This is a genomic window from Nonomuraea sp. IBHARD001 (assembly GCF_056106265.1).
In genome coordinates this window covers 1,216,559-1,238,195 of record NZ_JBWBBW010000002.1, presented here as the reverse complement: position 1 = coordinate 1,238,195, position 21,637 = coordinate 1,216,559, and the positions used below count along the sequence as shown (strand labels likewise).

The window sequence follows — 21,637 nt, the reverse complement described above, 5'->3', positions numbered from 1 at the left end:
TTCAGCCGGCTTGCCCCCACTCCCTACCCATACGCACCCCTCGCCCCCACAACCTGCCCCATTCCCACCCCCCCTTCCCCTCTCGTCCCCTACTCTTCGCCTCCCGTTTCTTCGCCTCCGACCCCCTCGCCCCGACTTTCTCCGCCCTACACTGCGGCCCCACCTTGCCGCCCGGTCTCTCCGCACATCCCAATACCGCCACCTCCACGCCTCTCCCCCCCCGCCCCACCATCTCCCTCCCAGAATCCTCCCTCCGAAGCCCAGCCTCCCCGCTCCACGCTCCCGACAGCTTGAGACCACCGCCCGGCCAGCACGTTGCGCGGACACCACCGACTCGCCCGTCCCACCCACACAAGCCCTCTCCCCCACTCTCCCTCAAGACCCTGCAAGCACATCGCCACCGAGCACCCAGCCCCAAGCCCAGCAACGCCCCACCCCACCTCCACCCACCACCCACCCCACCCCAATCACCCTCCAGCGACACGCCAAGCACCCCCAGTAGTCACAGAGTTATCCACAGCTCTATCCACAGCCAAATCACCACACCGCCCCCACCAAACGCCCCATAAGGCGTTTTTTACCCACTTAGCATCACAAACAAGGCAGTGTCACCCACCTTTGTCCACAGGCAGCCGAGTTATCCACAGGTTGGCTGTGACGGTCTCATGCTGTTGCCGTCATCGGGCAGGATGAGCGACCTCTCCCGAGTTAGGTTGGCGGCGGGGGAACGACCCGAGGAGACGGCAGATGCGGATCATGCTCACCGTGCTGGACCGGCGCGGCGACCGTGACGTCGTGATTGAGGCCGATGACGACACCACCGTCGCGCGTCTCGCCCGAGCCCTCGACGACCAAGTCGAAGAGCCGTTGGCCAAGGTGCTACGCCTCTCCAGAGCTCGAGCCCCCTACGGCATCGACGCCGCATCCCCGACAACCCCGGGCAATCACCCTCCGGACCCGTCACACCCAGGCTCATCCCCCAGGGCGACAACACCACCGGAGCCGACGCCACCCAGGACAGCCCCACCAGGTTCAACAGCACCGGGGACAGCCCGCCCAGGCAGCCCGCAGTCTCCCCACACCACCCCCCACGACGCACCATACGACCACGACCACCACCGCGACCCCGACCATGACCCCTGGCTGGGCCCCCCGCCTCCCAGGCCCTCAACCACTCGCCCCCCTCAGCCGGGCACCGCTTCCCGCCCCCGCCCAGGCACCGTCTCCCGTCCCCCCACCGGCACCGCCCGCCCCCAGCCCACCGACCCGTACCCCTCCACCTCAACCACCCCCTCCACCCCACCCACCTCGCCCCCACTCACCGCTCCCCCGCCCTCCTCCCACAACGACGCCCTCAGCTACGACGGCCCGCGACTGTGGCGCAACGGGCGTGAGGTCGACCCCCGCGCCCCCGCCAGGGCCGTGCTGCGTGACGGCGACCGGGTGACGCTCGACGCACGCCTGGCCAAGGCGACCATCATCGAGGAGCCGGAAGGTGTCGCCGAGGTCCGGGTGGTAGGCGGTCCAGGGGCCGGATCGGTGCATCGGCTCGGCCTCGGGGTGCACACGATCGGCTCCGACGACCTGTGCACGGTATCGGTGCCTGCGGACCCCACCCTGGACCCCGAAGCCGCGACCATCCGCATCACGCCCGAGTCGATCACCGTGGAGCCGCACCACCACACCACCCGCCCACGCCCCGCCGTACCGAAGACGGCGCCCGCGAAAGCCAAGCCTGCCAAGGAGAGCAGGAGCGACAAGGGGCACGAGGCGCGGCGGGCGGACGGTCGTGAGGACGGTGAGGTGGCGACGCTGGCGGGGGTGGCGCTCGGGGAGGCGGCGGACTGGCCTGAGCATGCGTTGCTCGTGTGTGGGGCGTCGATCTTCTCGCTCAATGCGATCGAGCCGCCCGACGCGCATCTCGATCCGCTGCACGACGGCGGGCTGGCGTACAACCGGCCGCCGAGGTTGAAGCGGCCCGAGGTCGAGCGCAGGTACGAGGTTCCGGCGGAGCCCAAGCGCAATGAGGGGATGCGGCTGCAGCTGCTGGCGGCGTGCCTTCCGGCGGTGCTGGGCATCGCGATGGTGTTCGTGTTCAACAACTGGATGTTCATCCTGTTCGCCCTGATGACGCCGTTGATCATGATTGGCCAGTGGGCGAGCGACAAGCGGCACGGGCGCAAGCAGTACCGCCAGGCGATGAAGCAGTACCGCGAGCGCATGCAGGTGTTCAAAGACGAGGTGGAGCAGGCGACGAAGGCCGACGAGGTGACGCGCAGGGCCGCAGCGCCCGACCCCGCCGAGGTGCTTCTGACCGCGACCGGCCCGCGCAGGCGCCTGTGGGAGCGGCGCAGCCACGACCCCGACGCCTTACGCCTCAGGGTCGGGCTCGCGGATCTGCCCGCCGATCTGGAGTTCGTCGCCGAACGCGGGGGCGATGGGCCACTGCCCGACGTACCCGAGTGCCAGGCCGTTCCGGTCGCCCTGGCCATGCGCAGGCTCGGCGTCGCGGGTGTGACCGGGCCACGCGCCGCCACGACCGGCCTGGTGAGCTGGCTCGTCGGCCAGGCCGCCGCCCTGCACAGCCCCCGCGACCTGGCGATCGTCGTCCTGTCCGCGCATGCCGACGGCCGTGAGCGCTGGAGCTGGGTACGCTGGCTGCCGCATTGCGCCCCCCACGGCGGTGAGGACTGTGTGGCCCTCGTCGGCACCGACCCCGACAGCGCCGCCCGCCGCGTCGCCGAGCTCGCCTCCCTCATCGACGAACGCCTGGACGAGCCCGCCCTGCCCGGATTGGGTACGGCGGGCCGGTCGGGTGGGCGGGGGTCGACGTTCGGCCGGTCGGCGGGCTCGGGTGCGGGGCTCGGCGGGATGAGCAAGATCCCCACCGGCTGGGACGACCTCGGCGGCGGAGCCAATGCGGGCACGGCGAAGGAGCCGTCGTTCGCCTCGTACGACGAGCAGCCCTATGACGTCCTCGTGGTGCTCGACGGAGCCCAGGTTCTGCGCGGTCTGCCCGGTATGCCGCATGTGTTGCGCCAGGGACCCCGCGCGGGTGTGTACACACTGGCGCTCGACGACGACCAGCGCCTGCTGCCCGAGGAGTGCGCCACGGTGGCGGCGTGCGCTCCCGACGGGCATCTGCGGCTGCGCGGCGGCGGCCTCGACGCACTCGGGCGTATCGTCATCGACCAGGTGTCGCCGCCCTGGTGCGACCGGCTGGCCCGGGCCCTCTCGCCGATCCGTGACGTCAGCAGGGACGACCCTTCGGGCAGCCTGCCCGAGTCGCTGCGCCTGCTCGACCTCCTGCGCATGCCGTACCCTTCCGCCGACGATCTCGCGCAGCGCTGGAGTGAGGGCCCCACGACCAGGGCGCTCATCGGGGCCGGGCCCGAGGGGCCGTTCACGGTCGATCTGCGGGTGGACGGGCCTCATGCGCTCATCGCCGGTACGACGGGCGCGGGCAAGTCCGAGCTGCTGCAGACGATGATCAGCGCACTGGCGGTGGCCAACAGCCCGGACGAGATGACGTTCGTCCTGGTCGACTACAAGGGCGGGGCGGCGTTCAAGGAGTGCGCGCTGCTGCCGCACACGGTGGGCATGGTCAGCGATCTCGACGGCCATCTCACCCAGCGCGCCCTCACCTCGCTCGCCGCCGAGATCCGCCGCCGCGAACGCCTTCTGCTCACGGTCGGTGCCAAGGACATCGAGGACTACCAGGACAACCGGGGCCGGATCCTACGAGCCCACGAGCTGCACAGCCGTGCCCTCCATCAGCAGGTCACCCACGATCCCCGCCGGCCCGAGACCCGCTCCCCGCTGGCAGGCCGTTCGCTGCCTCGCTCACGCTCCCCGCGTTCGCTCTTTCCGGGCTCGTCCGGCATTCCGGGTTCGTCCGGCGGCGGAGGCGGTGGTCCGTACGGGGCGGGCTGGGACGCCGACATCCGCGGGGACGGCGCGGACCGAGGGTTCGGGGGCGATGCCGGAGGTACGGCGGGCGACGGCGCCGGGTGGAGCAAGCGGCAGGGCGGCGGCGGCGGCGGGGAGTTCATGGCCGCTCCGGTCGCTGCGGTCGGAGCGGGGTCGGGGCTGACACCGTTGCCTGAGGCGATGCCCAGGCTGGTGCTGGTCATCGACGAGTTCGCGGCTTTGGTGAGTGAGTTGCCCGACTTCGTCGCCGGGCTTGTGGACATCGCCAGGAGAGGGCGTTCGCTCGGCATTCACCTCATTCTGGCCACCCAGCGGCCCGCCGGTGTCGTGACGGCCGACATCCAGGCGAACACGTCCCTGCGTATCGCCCTGCGGGTGACGGAGGCGACCGAGTCCAGTGACGTCATCGATCGGCCCGACGCCGCGCACATCTCGAAGGCGACTCCGGGGCGCTGCTATGTGAAGTCGGGCGCGGGAGCCGTGTCGGCCGTGCAGACCGCTCGGGTGGGGGGTCGCAGCCCGAACACTCCGGCGTTGCGCGACGCCGCCTCGCCGGTGGGAGGCGCGGCGCGGTCCGGCGGGCTCGTACGCGTCGTCGACATGAACTGGCGTGCGCTCGGCCAGCCGTTCCCGGCCGCGCTGGAGACGACCGAGAGCAGTCCGGTCACCGATCTGACCATCCTCACCGAGGCTCTGATCGACGCCGCCCGTCTGACCGGTGCGACGCGTCAGCCGAGTCCGTGGCTCACGCCGCTGCCCGGTCATCTCGTGCTCGACACCGAGGCGAGCGAGAGGGACGAGTGGGCGGATTCCGCTTGGCGCGAGGTGGAGCCCCTGGAGTTCGGGCTGACCGATATGCCGTGGGAGCAGGGGCGGCGCAAGCTCGTCATCGATCTGGCGCACGGCGGCCATCTGCTGATCGCGGGGTCGGCCCGGAGCGGGCGTTCGACGGCGTTGCGGACGATCGCCGGGTGTATCGGCGCGCGTACGTCGCCTGCGGACGTCCACCTGCATGCCATCGACTGCGGCTCCGGCGCCCTGCTGCCGCTCGTCGCCCTGCCGCACTGCGGCGCGGTCGTCACGCGAGACCAGCTCGACCGGGTCGAACGCCTGCTCACCAGGCTCAGAGGCGAGATCGGCCGACGGCAGCAACTGCTGGCCGAGGCCGGGCATGCCTCGCTGGGCGAGTATCGGCAGGCCGGAAATCGGCTGCCCTGGCTGGTTCTGATGCTCGACCGGTGGGAGGGGTTCGTCGCCGCGTTCGAGGGATACGACTACGGGCGGTTGACCGAGGTATTGCTGCAGATCCTGCGTGAGGGTCCGGCCGTGGGGTTGCGGGCCGTGGTGACCGGTGATCGTTCGGCTCTGCTCGGGCAGGTCTCGACCGTGTTCGACGACCGCCTCCTGCTGCGCCTCGCCGAACCCGCCGACTACGGCCTGGCCGGTCTGTCCCTCAAGGACCTGCCCGCCGCCATGCCACCCGGACGAGCCCTCTCCACCGGCGAACACGGCCTGACCGAAAGCCAGATCGCCCTGCTGACCGACGACCCCTCCGGCCCAGCACAGGTAGCGGCCCTGCAGGCTGTGGCCAGGGAGTCCCACCGACGCCTCAGCGCCGTCTCCTCCGGCTCCGACTGGCTTGACGACGAGGGCGTTGGGCGGTCGAAGCGGCATGCGGCGCCGTACGGGGCCGAGGGGGGAGGGCGTGGGGAGTCGCGTCCTTCGGGGGAGGGTGCTTCCGGCGTGGCGTGGGAGAGGCCGCTGCGGGTGGATGCGCTGCCGTTGCGGATCACCGCGGCGCAGGCGTTGGAGCTGAGTCCTGGCTTCCGTGCGCCTTCGCCGCTCTGGGCGTTGCTCGGGGCCGGTGGGGACGCGCTGGCGCCGTTGGGTGTCGATCTTCTGGCGCAGGGGCCGGGGGCGGTGATCGCGGGGCCACCTCGGTCGGGGCGGTCGTCGGTGCTGATGACTGCGGCCATGTCGCTGATCGAGCACGGTACTCCGGTCGTGGCGATCGTTCCTCGGCGCAGCCCGTTACGTGAGCTTCAGGGGGCTCTCGCCGTGCTCGACGGCAATGGGAGCGGGTTGCAGGAGTTGGTCGCCGGGCTGGAGAGGTTCGTGGTGGTCGTCGACGATGCCGAGCTGATCAATCCGGACGGGCCGCTCGGCATGGCCCTTGAGGAGATCCTCCGCACGGGCCGGGACGGGGAGCACGGCCTGATCATCTCGGGAAGCACGGGAGACCTGGCCACCGCGTACCGAGGCTTCGTCGCCGAGACCCGCAAGTCCCGCACCGGCTTACTCCTGGCCGTCCAGAGCCCTGCGGACGGCGACCTCTTCACCGTACGGCTTCCGCGCGGCGCGACCGGCGGCCCTCCTGGGCGTGGGCTGTTGGTCACGTTGGGGAATGTCAGTCCTGTGCAGGCTGCTTTGCCGGAGTTGCCTACGGGGTGAGGGCGAGGCTGGGCAATGGAAGAGCGCACGTGCGCTGTCGGGGGCACTGGGCAGGCTTGAGGTCCAGAGTCGCCGGGCAGGCCAGGGCGGGGCAGGGCAGGGGCTCGCTTGGTTGGGTGTGAGCGCGTTTGCGGGGCCGTCAGGTTTCCGCATCGCCCTGCGCTGCAGCTCCGCCGAAGCGCGTCTTCCCATGGTCTTGACCTCTGGGTAGGAGCCCTCAGCCTGCAATTCAGGCACTTGACCGCTAGGCAGGAGCCCTCGGCCTGCTATTCGGGCGCTTCACCGCTAGGCAGGACGCCCGGTCCTGCAAGGTCCGGTCCTGCAAGGCCCCAGCCTGTAATGCCTGGTCCTGTTATGCCACAGCCTGAAATGCCCGGTCCTGCAATACCTGGGCTTGTGACTCGGCCGCGCCTGCGAGTCAGTGGCCTTCCCCTCTCCGGTCCTCCCCCACGGCCGTCCTCCCGTCTGGTCACTTGCCGATGGGCAAATCTGGTCACTTGCCGATGGGCAAAGGCTTGTGGGCCTCGGCTGGGTCGAGGGTGGGGCCTTCGGGGATGAGGTGGAGGAGGTTGGTGGGGAGGGGGGAGGCGGTGGTGGGGTCGTAGCCGAGTTTGGTGATTTGGTCGGCTGCTATGCGGTATTTGATGCCCTCGTCGGTGAGGAGGTAGTACGGGCCGGCGGGAGGGACCTGGCCTTCGCCGGGGAGAAGGACGAGGATGCTGGCGGTGCCGGGCGGGAGGATGACGCGGTCCACCGAGTTCTGGGCGCTTTCGATGCGGCCGGGAGCGGGACGCAGGGTGCCGCCGACGGTGATCTGGGAGGCGACGGAGGCGGCGCGGGTCGCGGAGAAGACCGAGCACAGGGGTGAGGTGCCCGCGGGGGTGATGACGGTGGGCATCGTGGGGGGCAGGCCGCCGGGCAGTTTGGTGGCGGACAGGCGGGCGGCGTTGGCGGTGGCGGCGTCGACCTCGATGGGGGCGACGTCGAGCCTGCCGTACGCCTTCTTGCTGGCGGGGTCCTCCAGGAGCATGGTGGCCTGGGTGACGGTGAGGGGGGACAGGCCGTCGCTCAGCAGGACGAACCAGCGGGGCTGGTCGCCGGTGGTCGGCGGGACCTTGTAGATCCGGCCGACGGCCGACGCGCCTCCGTCGGGGCCCTGGACCTTGCGGCCCCGGTCGGTGATCGAGGGGCTCTGGAACTGCACGCCTTCGGGGATGGAGTTCAGCCAGGCCGTCGGCACCTTGCGCGGAGCGCCGCCCGCCAGGCGGCGTACGTTCTCGGCGGGCACCCGCATGCGCTGGTTGCCGTAGATCACCCACGCCTGCTGGTCGTCCTGCACGACGAGCGCCTGGTCGCCGCCCAGCGGAGCGCCGCCGACCCCGGTGCCCCCGACGAGCGTGACGTACGGCTTGCGCTCGCCGGAGGGGGCCACGCCTTCCAGGACGCAGACCGACCACGGGCCCCGTACGAGCTTGTCCTGTTTGGGCAGTGAGTCGGGCGCTCCGGCGATGCCCACGCGGCTCCCGCGTTCGAACCCGGCCAGCGACTCGGCCGACACATTGCGTACGGTGACGTCGGCGGTGTCCAGGAGCAGCCTGCCCGAGACGTAGTTCGCGACAGGGAGCAGGCGTTGCTGCTGTTCGCTGTAGACGTAGGTGGCGCCGGTCTCCTCCTCCACGAGCAACTGCCCGGGGTCGGTGAGCTTGGTCGCACCGCCGGACTTCAGCATGCCCCAGATGCCGAACCCGGCGGCGACCACCACTGCGAGCAGGATGCCGCAGAACATGGCCACCGTGTGCCTGCGCATGGGCGGCTCGGGCACATCGGGCTCCGCCTGCAGCAACGCCATCCCCAGGCGCTGCTGCATGAGCCGATGCGCCTGGTAAAGATCCTTGCGGGTCTGCACGTCACTTCCCCCGAGTCAGGACATACCTCCACACAAGCATGGAGCCACCGAAGCATAGAAGCTCCGTCACTCCCGCCCCACGTGCCTCTGCCACACCACGGACGCCTACAGCGGGTTCAGCATGCTGGCGATGCTGGGGCTCTTGCCGAGCGTGCTGGGGTCGAACGTGGTGGGCTGGGCTTGGAGCGTGTTCTGCGTGGGGTCGTAGACGAGGGCGGCGTCGGGGCCCTCGAAGGTGCCCGTGGGCAGGGTCTTCATGAACGGCAGAAGCTGGGCCTGCTGCTCCTGGAGCTGGGCGATGCCGTAGAACATGCCGCCCACCAGGAGGACCATCATCTTCTTCTTCCACAACATCTGGCCGAGCTTCTTGAGCATCTCGACGGTGTCCTTCCAGGACTTCAGCTCGGCGAGCGGCGCGCTGAAGCCGAACATCCGCGCGGCCAGCGTCCAGAGCGCGATCACCAGCATGACGGCGCCGATGACGCAGCACACGATGCCCTCGATGAAGGTGATCTGCGCGGTCTGGTCGAGGCAGTCGCCCACGCCGCGCCGGTGCTGGACCTCCTCGTCGCAGTACGCCTCGAACGCGGTCACCGCCTCGGTCAGCTTGTCGAACGCCGGGCCCTTCCACTCGCCGCTCTTCACCATGCCGTCGTACAGCGTTCGGACCTGCGCCTTGAGCTCGACCATCTCGTCCGAGCCGCCCGACAGGGGATCACGCCACTCCGACGCCGCCTTGGCGATGTCGCCGGGGTTGGCCAGCAGGGTGCCGATGGCGGCGCACACCGAGAAGGCGGCGGGCGTACGCAGGATGAGCGCCGCGCTGCCCGCCATCGCCAGACCGGAGAGGAAGAACGTCTGACCGGACTCGTAGGCCATGAGAGGTCCTCGCTCAGATCTCGTGGGTGAGCAGGGCGGGAGCGGAGTCCTCTTCGCCCCACACGCCCTCGTCGATCGCGGGCATGTTGATCTCGCTCTCCTTCTCCTTCTCGTTGGCGCCCGGCGCGCCTCCGCCCATCATGGGAGGCATGAACGGCATGCCGCCCATGCCGTTCGCACCGGCCTTGCCGTTGAAGGAGGCGGGCGTGACCCCGGTGCCGGAGCCGCCGCGTCCGGCACTCGTACCCGAGCCGTCGCCGGGATAGGTCCCGTGGCCGGGAAGCGTCGTGCCGTTCTGCAGGCCGAGTGCGTTGGGGTCGTTGCCCGCCAGGCCGGTCAGGCGAGGGTCGAGGCCGTTGGCGCCGAGCCCGTCGCCCGGCGTCGAGCGGTTGAGGTCCTCGATGCTCGGCGGCTTGATGCCGTTGAGGTCGGCCGTACCCGGCTTGGGGAGGTTGCCCAGGTCTGACGGGTTGGGCAGCGAGCCGTTCGGGAGTTTGCCGTCGGGGAGCTTCCCGTCCGGCAGCTTGCCGTCCGGCAGGTCACCGGGCTTGAGGCCGCCCGGCAGGTCGGAGGGCTTCAGGGCGTTGGGGTCGAGGCCGTCCAGCTTCGGAGCCCCGCCCAGATCGCCGAGACCGCCCGAGCCGAGGCCGCCCGAGCCGAGACCACCGAGATTTCCGGTGCCGAACGGGCCCAGTTGCTGCTGCTGTTGCTGGGTGGTCTGCTCGTTCTTGTCGTAGTTCGCCGCCATCGCGGGCAGGCCCTTGCCCCAGGAGTCGAGCACCTCCTTGGCACTGCCCAGCGTTTTGGCGTGCCCGGCCTTCAGCGTTTCGTGTGCGTCGCTGAGGCCGCTACCGGCCACGCCGAAGCCGACGCCCGAGACCGAGATCGCGCCGATCCTGCCGGAGAGCTTGCTCAGCACCGGCGCCTGCTTACCGAAGTTGTCGCCGAGCGCCTTGACCGACTCCGCCTTGAACGCGAGCTCGTTCTGCGGCTTCGGTATGGCCGTCGGGAACGACTGTGTGAACTGCGTTGTCGGCGTGGTCTGCGGCTTCTGCTCGGCCATGTCCCTCGTTCACCTTCTCGTGGGTGCCTGGATTCGTGGATGCCTGGTCTCGCTCCAGGCCCTGGTCTCCCAGAGCACAGGCGCGCGGATGTCAGGTGCGGCGCAGGCGGGGGCCGTCCTGGGTGGATGGGCGGCCGAGGGTGGAGTCGGTGGTGTTGCCGGTGGGCCCGCCCCAGACGTCGTCGTCCTGGTAGGCGAAAGCCGAGGTGTTCTCCCTCTCCTGCTGCTCCCCGCCCTGGCCGCCGTGCGGGATGCCCGCCATCGGCATACCGCCGAACCCGGGCAGCCCGTTGGCCGCGCGCAGGCCGTTCGCGCCCATGCCGTTCAGGCCGGATCCCGAACCCGTGCCGCCCGCGCCCACGCCGTTGTAGCCGGGCACGCCGCCGGTGCCGTTGCCGTACCCGGTCTGGTTGATGCCCTGGGCGCCGGTCAGGCCGGACAGGTTCGGCTCCTGGTAGGCGGCCAGCTGGGTGCCGCGCAGGTCGGGGGAGGTCAGGCTGGGATTGGTCAGGCCGTTCGCGCCGAGGGCGTTGGGGTCGAGGCCGTAGGGGTTCTGGTCGGCGCCGAGGCCGGGGGTGGTGAGGCCACCCGGGTTGAGGTTCGTACCGCTGCCGTTGCCCGGCAGGTTGCCGTTGAGGTCGGGGCCGCCGGGCAGGCCGCCGGGGAGGTTGCCGCCGGGCAGGCCGCCGAGGTTGTCGGGCGACTTCAGGGCGGCGTTGTCCAGGCCGGTGTTGTCCAGGCCCCCCATGGTCGGGATGCCCCCCGGTATCTGGCCGCTGGGACCGCCGGGCAGCTGCGGCGTCTGCAGGAAGGGCAGCGGCGTCGGCTGCGGGCGCGGCCCGGCGAACCCCGTCACCCCGGGCGGCAGCAGGTCGTAGTGCTTGGCGATCTCCTCGTTGACCCGCTTGAAGTGCGCCTCCGCCCTGTCCTCCTGCCGCATCTCGCCGAAGGGGAAGAACGACAGCGTCGCCGCCCAGTCGATGTCACGGTCGGTCCTGGAGTCCCTGGCGACCAGGCCGTCGAAGCCCTCGACCACATTGCGCTGGGCCGAGACGAGCGTCTTGGTGTATTCGTGCAGGGGCGGGGCCATCGCCCCCATCTTCTTGGCCAGCTCGCGCAGCGTCGCGTCCACGAGTTGCAGCTTCTGCTGCATGGGTACGGCCGCGGGCCCCTTGACGTGCTCGTTCAGCTTCGCGGCCTGCTCCTTGAGCTGGCGGGAGGCCTCGTTCAGCAGGACCGAAGCCGCCTGGAAGTAGTCGGCCGCGCGCTGGACGGTCGGCGGGTGGGTGTCGTCCAGCCACTTCTTGATCTGCTTGAGGTTGGAGTCGATCATGGACGGCGGTAACTGCTCGTCCATCATGGGCATACGCGTGTCCACGGTGCGAACTCCTTTCAGACGGGCTTGGGTGTGCCTTCGTTGGCCTTGCTCGCACGCTCGGCGGCCTCGGCCATGTCGTAGATCATCTTCACCGTGTCGGCCAGGTCGTCGATCACCGTGGGATAGAGCCCGCCGTCGGCGATGAGCATCTGGTACTCGGAGTTGACCGCGGCCCCGAACTGCTTGGCGGTCTGCCACTCCCCCATGTGCACCTCGGTGAGCAGGCACTGGTACCTGACGTCGGCCAGCGATCCCGCCCCCGAAGGCGGCTTCGGCACGTCGCCCAGCTCGTCGCCCGGCTTGTGGCCGGCCGACATCGCCGGAGGAGTGGTCGGCAGCCGCAGGACCTGCTCCAGCTGGTGCAGCACCTTGGCCACCTCGCGGGCCTTGCCCCAGTTGATCTCGGGCCCCTTGGCGCCGGCGTCGTCCTCCTTCGTGAGGCCGGGCCAGTTGGGGTCCAGCTCAAACGCCACGACGAGCCTCCCTGGTGTGGTCGATCATCGGATCCACGACGTTCCCGTTCCCTCGGTAGTCGTTGGCGTCGCCGCGCAACAGGCTCGCGCCGGCCTCCTGCTCACCCTGCTCCTGGGGAGGCGCACCGCCCATCGGCATGAACGGCATGCCGCTCATGCCGGACGGCGCTCCCCTGCCGCTCCCCGCCGGGAAGACGGTGTTGTTGGTGATCACGCCGTTGCCGCCGTATGCGGTGGCGGGGCCGGGCGTGCCGATCGGGCTGGTGCCGATGACACCCACCTGGTTCGGCGTGCCGATCAGGTTCGGCGTCGCGACCATGTTGGGCGTGCCGATGAGGTTCGGCGTGGTGGTCGTGTGCGGCAGGGCGGTCGTCGGCTGGGTGGAGAGCGGCTGCTGGTACCCGGCCGTCTCGGTCGTGCGCGCGTCGAGCACCGGAGGCGCCGTGCCGTCGGCGGGCGCGGTGGTGCCCGGAACCTGGGGGGTCGGGACGGGCGTGCCGGGACTGCCGGGGGCGCCTGGCGTACCGGGATTGCCCGGGGTGCCGGGGTTGTCGGTGCCGGGTCCGCCGGGGTTCGGCGTTCCCGGGCCGCCCTGGACCGGCGGGTCGACTCCGGGGCCCGCCGGACCCGGGCCGGGGGCAGGGGTGGAGCTGCCCGGACCCGCCGGGGTCCAGCCGGGACCGCTTCCGGTGCCGCCGGTCGGCCGCCAGTCGCCGCCGTTGCCGTTCCTGTTGCCGCCGTTCTCGGGGTAGACGATCTCCTTGACCGGAGGCGTGGCCGGGTTCACCTCGACGGTGCCGAGCGAGTACGTCACCGACGGCGGCACCCAGTGGTCGTACAGCACGACGAGTTGTTCGTTGAGCAGTTGCAGCGCCTGGCGCGCCCGCCAGGTGCCGTCCTCGACGTCGGCGGCCTGCGGCAGCAGTTCGGGGCCGAGTGCGGTGGGCGGCTTGGGCGCCGTGACCACGGGCGGCACGGTCGTGGTGGGCTTGGCTGTGGGCGTGCTGGTGGGCGGCGGTGTGGGCACCGCGCCCGGCTCCGGCTTCGGCGTGTGGGTCGGCGCGGGCGTGTCGGCGGTGACGATGCTGTCCAGCGACCTGATCGCGGCCGGCAGGTGCTCCTTGCCGTACATGGTCAGCGTCGAGGACATCATCGTCATCTTGCCCGAGAGCTCACCGGCCGTGGCGTGCAGCATCTGCAGGGAGTACTGCAGCTCGGCGGCGCTCGGGCCCTTCCAGACCTCGGCCAGGGCCTTGGCATGCGCCGAAAGGTCGTCCTGGATACCGGCGATGAGCTTGGAGGCGGCGGTGTAGGCCTCGCCCGCCTTCACGATCGCCGCGGGGTCGGCGCTCCTGATCCAAGCCTCGATCTGCGCTCGCCTCGCGCCTCCGTGGCCCGGCTTGGGCGGCGACGATGCGTCCTTGATGACAACGATTTTCGTCTCGCCTGCCATGTGTCCTCATCTCCCCGTCAGACGGAGCCGCCCTAGCGGGCCCCGCTGGCGGTCTCACCCATCTCATAGTTGGTCGCGTGCTGCCTGAGCGCCCTGATGGTGTTCAGCCAGCTGTCGACCACATGCAGATACACCGAGGCGAGCGCGTTGCCGTTGCTCTCCTGGTCGACGAGGCCCCCCGGGTCCGGCTTGAACCCGACCGACTTGGCGAAGTCCCTCGCCGCCGGCCATCCGCCGAACTTGTCCTCGCTGAGCAGCGCGTTGTCCTTCAGGTGCGCCAGCGACCCCGCGCCCTGCTCCATGAGCGGCTTGAGCGCGCGCTCCAGCTCGTCGGCGATCGCGCGCATCCTGGCGACGTTGAACGTCAGCTCCTGCTTCGGGTCGAGACCCGGCCAGTCCGGCAGCGTCAGCGCGTCGCGCTCCCCGTACATCGCATCACGGCTGGTCATTGCAGTCCTCCCCGACACCCTCTACTCCGGTACGGCGAAGCCGCCGCGAACGAGCAGAACTCGGCCATCGCTTGCGATGACCGAGGGCTCGTGACATCCGGCAAAACGATCAGCCGTTGTACCACATCGACATGTTGCGGTTCTCCGTCGCGCGGTAGTTCTCGGCCGCGATCTGGATGGCCTTCTGGATCTCGTCGAGCTGACCGCGCATCTCCTGCGCCTCGGCGTTCCACTTGGCCTGGTGCTGGTCGAAGAACTCGCGGGCGCCGCCCTCGCCCTCCCAGTTGGCGGCGAGCGTGGTCTGCAGCCCCGTCATCAGCTTCTGGAGCTCCTCTTCGAGGAGACTGACGACCTTGACGATGTCGGCCTGAGCCATCTGCATCTGGCCGAAGTTGACTTTGGTGAAATCCAGTTCCGTGGACACGGACGTACTCCCCTTCGTTGCTGGCTGGGTCTGCTCTAGCCGACCTTGACGTTGAGCAGGGACTCAAGGGCGCCGACGGCCTGCTGGACGTCCTGGTCGTTGGCGTTGTAGACGACGGCGTTGACGCCCATCGTGTCGGCGATGCCTTCCAGGTCGGTGCGTACGTCGCGCATCGACTGGTCCCAGACCTGCATGGCACGGCGGAACATCGTCGCGGCCGGGCCGAGCCAGCCGGTGCTGAGCAGACCGTTGGCGGTGGTCTCGATGGAGACCCTCAGACCTTCCACGTACTGCGCGCTGTCGACGACCTTGACCGCCGCTTCGTTGATCTTCGACGCGCTTGCCCCAAAGAGCTCGGACATGTGCCACCTCCGTGACGCTCGGCATGATCACCTGTCACGGGGCGTGTCGAGTCGACGGTCACGACTTCGTGCCCCCGGCCGGTCTCGACGATCCCCGCGATCATCATCATTCGGCATGCTAGTCATCAGAAGTCACATAGATAACATGTATCTACATTGCGGGCAGATAACGTTTTCTAGACAATCCCGTAAACGGCCAGGTGAAGCCCATACCACCCCGTGTGGCGTTGTTGGCCGTGTGACTCCTGAGACGGAACATAACACTTTCTCCCGTTCTATACGGAGTTCTGGCGTATCGAGTAGGGTCGACGATCACTTGGGTTCTATCGGGGAATGGGAGCCGAGCGTGGTCGATCGACCGAGCATCGACGTACTTCTGAACTGGGGCGCGGCCTCTCCCACGGGAGGCGCGGCCGGCCCCGGCGCGCCCGGAGGCGCCGCGACCGAGGCCGACCTGGTCGGCAACACGTCAGGTACGGTCGCCGGCCCGACCTATGTCGATCCGCAGGCCCCCGCCGACGACTCCCCCACCGACGCCGCGGGCGCACCCGAGACGGCGGGCCCCGCCCAGGACACCCAGACGGCCGTGCCGCACGAGACGTCCGGGAGCGAGGCCCAGGACCCGTCGTCGGGAGGCGGCGAACCACCGGCCCCCGACTCCCGCAACGCCTCGGGCCAGCTCGAAGGCCTGCACGACATCGACGACAAGACCCCGCGCGACGCCGGATCGACGGGATCGACCGGACAGACCGGCGACGGCGACGGCACGGGCGGGAACGGCTCGACGGACGACGACGGCGGCAACCCGTACGGGGGCGACGACACCTGGCACTACGGCGAGCCCCCGGACCTCGACGACGAGAGCGCCCCGGGGACGGCCGATCCGGAGGAGGTCGAGGGCGAAGCCCCCGGCGACGCTCCCGCCGACCCCGGCGCCCCGGAAACTCCCGGTACGCCCCAGGACCCGGGCACACCCGACGACCCCACGAAGCCGCCCACCGATACGACCGACCCGGACGACCCCACCAAGCCGGACGACCCCGCCAAACCGGGCGAGGACGACAAGCCAGGCGAGGACGGCAAGCCCGAAGACCCGGCCGTACCCGAGATCCCCGAGCCCGAGACCCCCAGCCCCGAGACCCCCGGCACGGAGACTCCCAAACCGGGCGAGGACGACAAGGGCAAGGAGCCCGAAACGCCCAAGGTCCCGTCAGGCGGCGGAGGCGGCATGCCCTCGGGCGGGGGCGGCTCCCCATCGGGCGGAGGCGGCGCCCCGACCGGCGGCGGAGGCACGGGCAAGAGCACCGGCACGACCGGCCAGCCCGCCCCACCGGCCGAGAACAAGACCAAGGCCGCAGACCCGGCCGCCATGGACACCGTCGCCAGGCTGATCGTCAAGGACGGCGCCCCGACGATGAACCAGGCGATGGCGAAGATGGAGAACAACACCAGTTCCATGCTGGACTTCGGCATCGTCGGCATCCCGCTCCAGCTCCAGCACAGCACCCACGTCAACACCTCCACGCAGTACATGGCCTCGGGCCAGAAACTGCTCGACGCGTGGACCAAGCGGCTGAACGACAACGCCGCCACCTGGCGCGAGGCCGAGAAGAACAACACCGTAGGACCGACGTAGGGGAACCCCATGGCAGACCAGTACCAGATCGCCTATGTCGCCTCCACCTTGGCGTCCGCGATCGCACTCGGCCAGATCGGGCCTCCGGTCACCGTGTTCCACGCGGCGATCCCCGGCAGCATGGTCGCCTTCACGATGAGCCCCACGCAGGTCGACGAGATCGCCACGGCGTTCAAGTCCTCGTCGGGCGAGCTGAGGAACCTCGCCGAGATCATCGACAAGGCCAAGAAGGCGGCGCCGCCCAGCAACTGGAGCGCCAACGACGCCGAGGCCTGCAAGGCCGACCTGACCGCGTACGAGGCCGAGCTGAAGAAGAGCGCGCTGGTGAACGAGTCGTGCGCCGACTCCTACAACCAGTACGCGACGCTGGGCAAGATCGGCGCTGTGGTGTGCGGGGCCATCGCCGCCGCGCTCATCATGACCGCCGTCGCCGTCCACATCGGCAGGAGCAATCCCATCTCGGCCGGTCCGACGCAGATCGCGGCCACCGGTGTCGTCGCCCTCATCGCCAAGGCGACCATAGCCGTGCTCGGCTCCATGAAGTTCGTCGTCGCCGCCATCGCCGCGATCGTCGTCGTGGCCGAGGGGTACACGGTCGACCAGCTCTTCGACATCAACAAGCAGGTCGACGAGCCCCAAGGCGGCAAGCCCGACTTCACGCGGATCTCGCTGACCACGCCCGCCAAGACCGCCTGATCCGCGTCGCTCAGAGGTCGAGGCGGCGGCGGATGCGGTCGAGTTCGCCCATGACGTCGTCGAACGTACGGTTGTAGGCCGCCTCCGCCTCCTTGACCTGGCTCAGCGCGGCGTCGGGGTCGTTGAGCATCTTCAGCGGGTTGTTCTCCTCGCCGAACAGCTCGTTCATCAGCGCGTTGCTCTGGTCCTGGAGGTCCTGGGCCGCCGCCCGGACCGTTTCCTTGACCTTGTCGGCCAGCTCGGTCGAGCTCAGCCGCATCGCCTTGGGGTGGATGTAGAGCTCGCTCAGACCCGTGCCGGTGAACTCGGCCGCGACGAACTGCTCCTCGTCCTCGGCCTGGCCGACGAGGTCGCCCATCCGCTTCTGGATCTCTTCCATCTGGCCGAACTGTGCTTCGGCCGTGGCCATCAGCTTGTCGATGTCGATGTTGGCGAAGTCCCCGAACTCCGTCATCAGCAGGCCTTCCCCACGCATAGGCGATCTTTCGCTCAGAAAGCTAGCCGTACAGCCGGATTCTTCGCAATCCGTGAACCCATTCCGATCTTGGGGTGGCCGGTCGTCGAAGGGCTTGTGAACATCACCCTCTACCAGGGCAAACGCCGTTGGGTGCCTGGAAAGCGTGATGATCTCAGTGATAGGGAGATCCCATGTCCAACTCCCCCAACAGCAACGAATCCCCCACAGCAACCCCCACCCCCACCCCAACCACCTCCAGCACCCCTACCCCCACCTCGACCCCCACCCCCACTGCGACACCGACCCCCACCGAAACACCGACCCCAAGCCCAACTCCGACTCCGACCGCGACCCCAAGCCCATCCCCGACTCCAACCCCAACCACCACCCCATCCCCCAGCGCCACCCCCACGCCGAGCACCAGCCCGAGCACCACCCCCACCGCGGTCCCCACCACCCCACCGCCCTCCATGCTCAGCCCCTGCCCCCACTCACCCCCCTGCCCCACGGCCCCCTGCGGCCCGCGCCCGTCCTCCACCCCCACGACCGCCGCACCGAAGACCCCGACCCCCCCGGCCCCCGGTACGGCGACGCCACCCCCCCATGCGAACACCGGCAACGGCTACGCGGTCGCCACCGGCCATCTGCGGACGTTCTCCGAGACGCTCAGCAGGACCAGCGGCACGGTCGGCGGGCTCGTCCAGGTGGTCCCGAGGTTCGAGGGGTCGAACTACTGGCCGCTGGCCGGAATGCCGATCATCGCGACCTTCACCGCCGATCGGTACAACACCATCAGCACCCGGTGGACCGACTGCGCGAAGATCCTGGTCGACATCACGAGCACCGACGGCCAGAAGATCATGCGCAACGCGCAGAACTACCAGACGGCCGACGCCCAGGCGACCCAGGCGGGCGCGGCCCTGACCGCCACGCCGACGCCCTCGCCTGCCACGGGCGGCAATCCTCGGACCGGAGGCTAGGAGCCGAACATGTCGACACCGAACAACGCCGGCTCCTGGCCCGCCAAGGGCCAAGGCTCCACCAACTGGAAGACCGCGCCCACCGGCGTGGCGACGAACGGCGTCAGGCCCGCCTCCTCGATCACCACGCCCAAGGTCGCGCCGCCCCCGCCCGATCCGGGAGTGTTCAGGAAGCTCGTCCTGCGCGTCTCCACCGCCAGGCATCCCATCAGGACCGGGATCGCGTTGTCGGGCCTGGGCGCCGCCGGGCTGGCCATCGAGGCGATGGCGGTCGCCAATCTCGGCAACCCGTGGATGTACTACAGCCGCCGCGACACCTGGCAGGACATGACGGGCACCCTCGAAGGCGGAAGGGTCGACATCTGGCGTTCCTTCTTCGACGACATCCAGCCCAACTGGGAGGGCGACGCCGTGGTCCTGCTGCAGGGCCATGTGCGATTCAACCTCAACGGCCTGTTCAGCCAGCTCGGCTCGATCATGGAGGACATGAGCAAGTCGATGCACAGCCAGGGCGTCGATGTCAGGACCTACGACATCGACCTGGTCAACGCGCACATGGGCGCGGGCGGCGTGATCACCGTACTGCTCGGTTTCGCCTCGACCCCGGCGGGACGCATCACGCTCATCACCGTCGTGGTCGGCCTGCTCGGCCTGCTGCTGAAGAACCTCAAGGACTTCCTCAACGTCTTCGACGGGCACGCGGGCACCCTGAACCAGCTGGAGATGCAGCTGAACGAACTGCTCGCCACCTTCTACACCTCGGGCGACCCGGCGCTCGGCGCCCGTCAGCTCGGCATGCCGGGCGCGGTCACCGACACCATCGGGCAGAGCGACTCGTGGAAGCCCAGAACAACACCGGTGGCCCAGCCGGCGGTGGCACAGCCATGAGCGACGTCAACGGCATGATGCGCGACTTCCAGAGCCTGGTCGGCGCGCTCGGCAGCGCCCTGGCCGCACTCAACGAGGGCAAGGTGGAGACGCTCTCGCCCGACGGCCGGGTCAGGGTCGTGCTCTCCGGCGGCGGCAGGCTGCGCGAGGTGGTCCTCTCGCCCGCCGCCATGCGCGACCTGGACGAGAAAGAGCTGGCCCAGGCCGTGCTCGACACGATCGACCTGGCGCAGGCGGCCACGATGGAGCGGCTGAGCGAGGTCCTGGGCGAGCCCTCGGGGGCGGCGCCGACGCACGATCCACTGGCCGAGCACATCGCCAGAGTTCTAGGGGAGCGCTGAAGGATGAAGGAGCTTGAGAAGCTGCTCGACAGCCTCGACCGCTCGGAGGCCGAAAGGCGGGAGGCCGCCGAGGCGTGGAGTGTGCGCGAGTTCACGGGAAGCGCCGACGAGGGCCGGGTGGTGGCCACGGTCAACGCCGTGGGCGCGCCTCTGCGCCTGGACATCCATCCGCTGAGCCGCCGCAGGCTCAACGGGGTGACGATGGGCGAGGCGATCGTGCAGGCCGTGCACGCCGCGCAGGAGGCGGCCTCGCGGGCCAAGCACGAGTTGATGACGGGACTGTCGGACGGCCACGCCGGGCGGCTGTTCGCCGAGTCGCAGGACGACTTCGAACGCCGATCGGGCTACGCCGACTGAAAACGTCTACCCCGACAGGCCGCGTACCCAGGTGTAGACCTCGAGGACGCCGAGTGCCAGCGGGAAGAGCACGGCGATGAGGATCACCTCGACGATGTCCCCGGCGCGGCCCCAGAACGGCGAAGGCTTGCCGTTGGGCAGCCACAGCCCGATGCCCGCCGGGATCATCGCCACCCACAGCAGGCCGATCACCACGGCGATCACCGAGACCCTGCTGCCCGCCGAGCCGAGCGACACCGCCAGCAGCGCCAGCCCGGCGCAGCCGGAGATCGCCAGCCAGAGCCGCTGCCCGAGGCCGTGGAACACGCGGATCTTGAGCACCAGCACCAGGGCGAGCACGCCGGACATGACCTTGGCGATCCAGCCGCTGTCGAAGGCGAGCAGGGCCTGTCCGCCGAGCGCCACGAGCGAGATGGCCGCGACCATGCCGGTGGCGTAGCGCTGGGCCTGGCCGGTACGGCGCAGGATGGCCTCGCTGTCGACCCGCTGGTTGTCGGCGCGCAGCTCCTCGGCCGTGGTCGGCATCGCCGGAAGCGGCACCCTGGCCAGCTTGAACGACAGCGTCGGGATGAGCGCGCTCAACCCGACCATGACCGCCGAGGCGACGGCGGCGGCGCCGACGGCCGACACGTCGAAGATCATGACCAGTGCCGAGACGACCGCGGCGATCACCGAGAACACCGCCACCCCGAGGAACCCGGGCACCCCGTCGGCGATCGTGGTGCCGCCCACGGTGGCGATGAGCGCGGTCCAGGCGAAGGCCGCGAGCAACTGCGGCGGCGTCAGCGTCAGCCCCGCCGCCCCGGCGGGCGCGAGCAACCCCGCGAGAAAGGCGTACGGCAGCGCCGCGTAGCCGACCAGGGCGCCGCCCGAGGAGTCGCCGACGGCCCTGCTGAGAATCGCACCCGCCGCGACGAGCAGAACGGCGAAGACCCCCGCGATGACGGCCGGTACGATCCACGGCGGCCCGGCCATCGGCAGGACGAGCGCGCCCGCCGTGAGCAGCCCCACGCCCACGCCGATGCCGAGCAGCCGGGTATGACGCGATTCCCACTTGGCCGGGCCCGACTCCACGCCCGTCGCGACCACGTCGGCCACGTCGTCGAAGAGCGCGGGCGGCATCGTGGAGGTCGCGGGCCTGAGGTAGAGCACCTCGCCGTCGAGCACGCCGAGCGCCCCGAGGCTCTGGCCGATGTCGAGCGGCGCCCCCGCGATCCGCTGCAACGTCCAGCCCGGCGCCCCGGACGCGTCGCCGCCGATCTCGCCGAGCGCGCGCAGCAGTCCGGGCAGGACGTGCGGGAGCGGAAGGTCGGCGGGCAGCGCGAGATCGGCCCGGCGTTTCGGTCCGACGATCGTGATGTGACACAGGGCGGGCAACGGCGCCGCGACCTGCGTGAGCGCGCCCTGCGGCAATCGTTCCTGGGGGGCCAACGACCTCACAGAACACTCCCTTCCCCCGCGTAACACATGATGTCGAACATATCCGGAAAACGACTTCTGGTATGAAGATCCCT

The 21,637-nt window shown here is 70.0% G+C and carries 18 protein-coding genes; 7 read left to right on the top strand and 11 right to left on the bottom strand.

Annotation, left to right across the window (positions count from 1 at the left end):
* The first annotated feature begins 1,422 nt into the window (after nt 1-1,422).
* Nucleotides 1,423-6,381 (top strand): FtsK/SpoIIIE domain-containing protein, encoded by a 4,959-nt coding sequence (locus tag ACTWNK_RS08085; protein WP_474303232.1) that lies wholly within the window; start codon nt 1,423-1,425, stop codon nt 6,379-6,381.
* A gap of 493 nt (nt 6,382-6,874) precedes the next feature.
* On the opposite strand, the gene eccB is transcribed toward ACTWNK_RS08085, so the two are convergent.
* The 9 genes from eccB to ACTWNK_RS08040 all read right to left on the bottom strand — a co-directional run bounded on the left by eccB (nt 6,875) and on the right by ACTWNK_RS08040 (nt 14,768).
* Nucleotides 6,875-8,287, bottom strand: a complete 1,413-nt coding sequence (gene eccB / locus ACTWNK_RS08080) for a type VII secretion protein EccB (protein WP_474303231.1) — start codon at nt 8,285-8,287, stop codon at nt 6,875-6,877.
* A gap of 105 nt (nt 8,288-8,392) precedes the next feature.
* A complete protein-coding gene (locus ACTWNK_RS08075; RefSeq protein WP_474303230.1) occupies nt 8,393-9,166 on the bottom strand; it encodes a hypothetical protein in 774 nt (257 codons plus the stop codon).
* Between the two features lie 13 nt (nt 9,167-9,179).
* Entirely contained in the window at nt 9,180-10,229 is a 1,050-nt protein-coding gene (locus ACTWNK_RS08070) for a hypothetical protein (RefSeq protein ID WP_474303229.1), read from the bottom strand.
* A 91-nt stretch (nt 10,230-10,320) separates the two neighbouring features.
* The gene (locus tag ACTWNK_RS08065) at nt 10,321-11,607 is read right to left on the bottom strand and encodes a hypothetical protein (protein WP_474303228.1); all 1,287 of its coding nucleotides are present in this window, start codon (nt 11,605-11,607) and stop codon (nt 10,321-10,323) included.
* 14 nt (nt 11,608-11,621) lie between these two features.
* Complete coding sequence (locus ACTWNK_RS08060; protein ID WP_474303227.1) at nt 11,622-12,080, bottom strand: hypothetical protein; 459 nt, start codon at nt 12,078-12,080, stop codon at nt 11,622-11,624.
* A complete protein-coding gene (locus tag ACTWNK_RS08055; RefSeq protein ID WP_474303226.1) occupies nt 12,070-13,533 on the bottom strand; it encodes a WXG100 family type VII secretion target in 1,464 nt (487 codons plus the stop codon). Before ACTWNK_RS08055 ends, ACTWNK_RS08060 begins: the two co-directional genes overlap by 11 nt.
* Nucleotides 13,534-13,565: 32 nt before the next feature.
* A complete protein-coding gene (locus ACTWNK_RS08050) occupies nt 13,566-13,982 on the bottom strand; it encodes a hypothetical protein (RefSeq protein WP_474303225.1) in 417 nt (138 codons plus the stop codon).
* A gap of 109 nt (nt 13,983-14,091) precedes the next feature.
* Nucleotides 14,092-14,406 carry a WXG100 family type VII secretion target gene (locus tag ACTWNK_RS08045; protein WP_474303224.1) on the bottom strand — a complete coding sequence of 105 codons (315 nt, stop codon included), beginning with the start codon at nt 14,404-14,406 and terminating at the stop codon, nt 14,092-14,094.
* Nucleotides 14,407-14,441: 35 nt separating this feature from the next.
* Nucleotides 14,442-14,768 carry a WXG100 family type VII secretion target gene (locus tag ACTWNK_RS08040; protein WP_474303223.1) on the bottom strand — a complete coding sequence of 109 codons (327 nt, stop codon included), beginning with the start codon at nt 14,766-14,768 and terminating at the stop codon, nt 14,442-14,444.
* 346 nt (nt 14,769-15,114) lie between these two features.
* Here ACTWNK_RS08040 and ACTWNK_RS08035 point away from each other — a divergent pair, with 346 nt between their 5' ends.
* Both ACTWNK_RS08035 and ACTWNK_RS08030 read left to right on the top strand, forming a co-directional pair.
* Entirely contained in the window at nt 15,115-16,404 is a 1,290-nt protein-coding gene (locus tag ACTWNK_RS08035) for a hypothetical protein (RefSeq protein ID WP_474303222.1), read from the top strand.
* A gap of 9 nt (nt 16,405-16,413) precedes the next feature.
* On the top strand, nt 16,414-17,100 hold the full coding sequence (locus ACTWNK_RS08030) for a hypothetical protein (RefSeq protein WP_474303221.1): 687 nt from the start codon (nt 16,414-16,416) through the stop codon (nt 17,098-17,100).
* Between the two features lie 10 nt (nt 17,101-17,110).
* Here ACTWNK_RS08030 and ACTWNK_RS08025 read toward each other — a convergent pair whose 3' ends face one another.
* Nucleotides 17,111-17,575 (bottom strand): YbaB/EbfC family nucleoid-associated protein, encoded by a 465-nt coding sequence (locus ACTWNK_RS08025; RefSeq protein ID WP_474303220.1) that lies wholly within the window; start codon nt 17,573-17,575, stop codon nt 17,111-17,113.
* A 452-nt stretch (nt 17,576-18,027) separates the two neighbouring features.
* On the opposite strand from ACTWNK_RS08025, the gene ACTWNK_RS08020 reads away from it, so the two are divergent.
* The 4 genes from ACTWNK_RS08020 to ACTWNK_RS08005 are packed head-to-tail and all read left to right on the top strand — an operon-like array spanning nt 18,028 to nt 20,123.
* Nucleotides 18,028-18,537 (top strand): hypothetical protein, encoded by a 510-nt coding sequence (locus tag ACTWNK_RS08020; protein WP_474303219.1) that lies wholly within the window; start codon nt 18,028-18,030, stop codon nt 18,535-18,537.
* Nucleotides 18,538-18,546: 9 nt separating this feature from the next.
* Nucleotides 18,547-19,425, top strand: coding sequence for a hypothetical protein (locus ACTWNK_RS08015; RefSeq protein ID WP_474303218.1), 879 nt, complete (start codon nt 18,547-18,549; stop codon nt 19,423-19,425).
* Entirely contained in the window at nt 19,422-19,766 is a 345-nt protein-coding gene (locus ACTWNK_RS08010) for a YbaB/EbfC family nucleoid-associated protein (protein WP_474303217.1), read from the top strand. The genes ACTWNK_RS08015 and ACTWNK_RS08010 overlap by 4 nt, the downstream gene beginning before the upstream one ends.
* Before the next feature lie 3 nt (nt 19,767-19,769).
* Nucleotides 19,770-20,123: a YbaB/EbfC family nucleoid-associated protein gene (locus ACTWNK_RS08005; RefSeq protein ID WP_474303216.1), complete on the top strand. Its 354-nt coding sequence runs from the start codon at nt 19,770-19,772 to the stop codon at nt 20,121-20,123.
* A 6-nt stretch (nt 20,124-20,129) separates the two neighbouring features.
* On the opposite strand, the gene eccD is transcribed toward ACTWNK_RS08005, so the two are convergent.
* Nucleotides 20,130-21,563, bottom strand: a complete 1,434-nt coding sequence (gene eccD, locus ACTWNK_RS08000; RefSeq protein WP_474303215.1) for a type VII secretion integral membrane protein EccD — start codon at nt 21,561-21,563, stop codon at nt 20,130-20,132.
* Between the last annotated feature and the right edge of the window lie 74 nt (nt 21,564-21,637).

Bases quoted from the DNA above. Each gene is read 5' to 3' on its own strand.
- ACTWNK_RS08075 (WP_474303230.1), bottom strand. From the start codon at position 9,166: ATGGCCTACGAGTCCGGTCAGACGTTCTTCCTCTCCGGTCTGGCGATG.
- ACTWNK_RS08070 (WP_474303229.1), bottom strand. From the start codon at position 10,229: ATGGCCGAGCAGAAGCCGCAGACCACGCCGACAACGCAGTTCACACAG.
- ACTWNK_RS08055 (WP_474303226.1), bottom strand. From the start codon at position 13,533: ATGGCAGGCGAGACGAAAATCGTTGTCATCAAGGACGCATCGTCGCCG.
- ACTWNK_RS08050 (WP_474303225.1), bottom strand. From the start codon at position 13,982: ATGACCAGCCGTGATGCGATGTACGGGGAGCGCGACGCGCTGACGCTG.
- ACTWNK_RS08040 (WP_474303223.1), bottom strand. From the start codon at position 14,768: ATGTCCGAGCTCTTTGGGGCAAGCGCGTCGAAGATCAACGAAGCGGCG.
- ACTWNK_RS08030 (WP_474303221.1), top strand. From the start codon at position 16,414: ATGGCAGACCAGTACCAGATCGCCTATGTCGCCTCCACCTTGGCGTCC.
- ACTWNK_RS08025 (WP_474303220.1), bottom strand. From the start codon at position 17,575: ATGCGTGGGGAAGGCCTGCTGATGACGGAGTTCGGGGACTTCGCCAAC.
- ACTWNK_RS08020 (WP_474303219.1), top strand. From the start codon at position 18,028: ATGCTCAGCCCCTGCCCCCACTCACCCCCCTGCCCCACGGCCCCCTGC.
- ACTWNK_RS08015 (WP_474303218.1), top strand. From the start codon at position 18,547: ATGTCGACACCGAACAACGCCGGCTCCTGGCCCGCCAAGGGCCAAGGC.
- ACTWNK_RS08010 (WP_474303217.1), top strand. From the start codon at position 19,422: ATGAGCGACGTCAACGGCATGATGCGCGACTTCCAGAGCCTGGTCGGC.
- ACTWNK_RS08005 (WP_474303216.1), top strand. From the start codon at position 19,770: ATGAAGGAGCTTGAGAAGCTGCTCGACAGCCTCGACCGCTCGGAGGCC.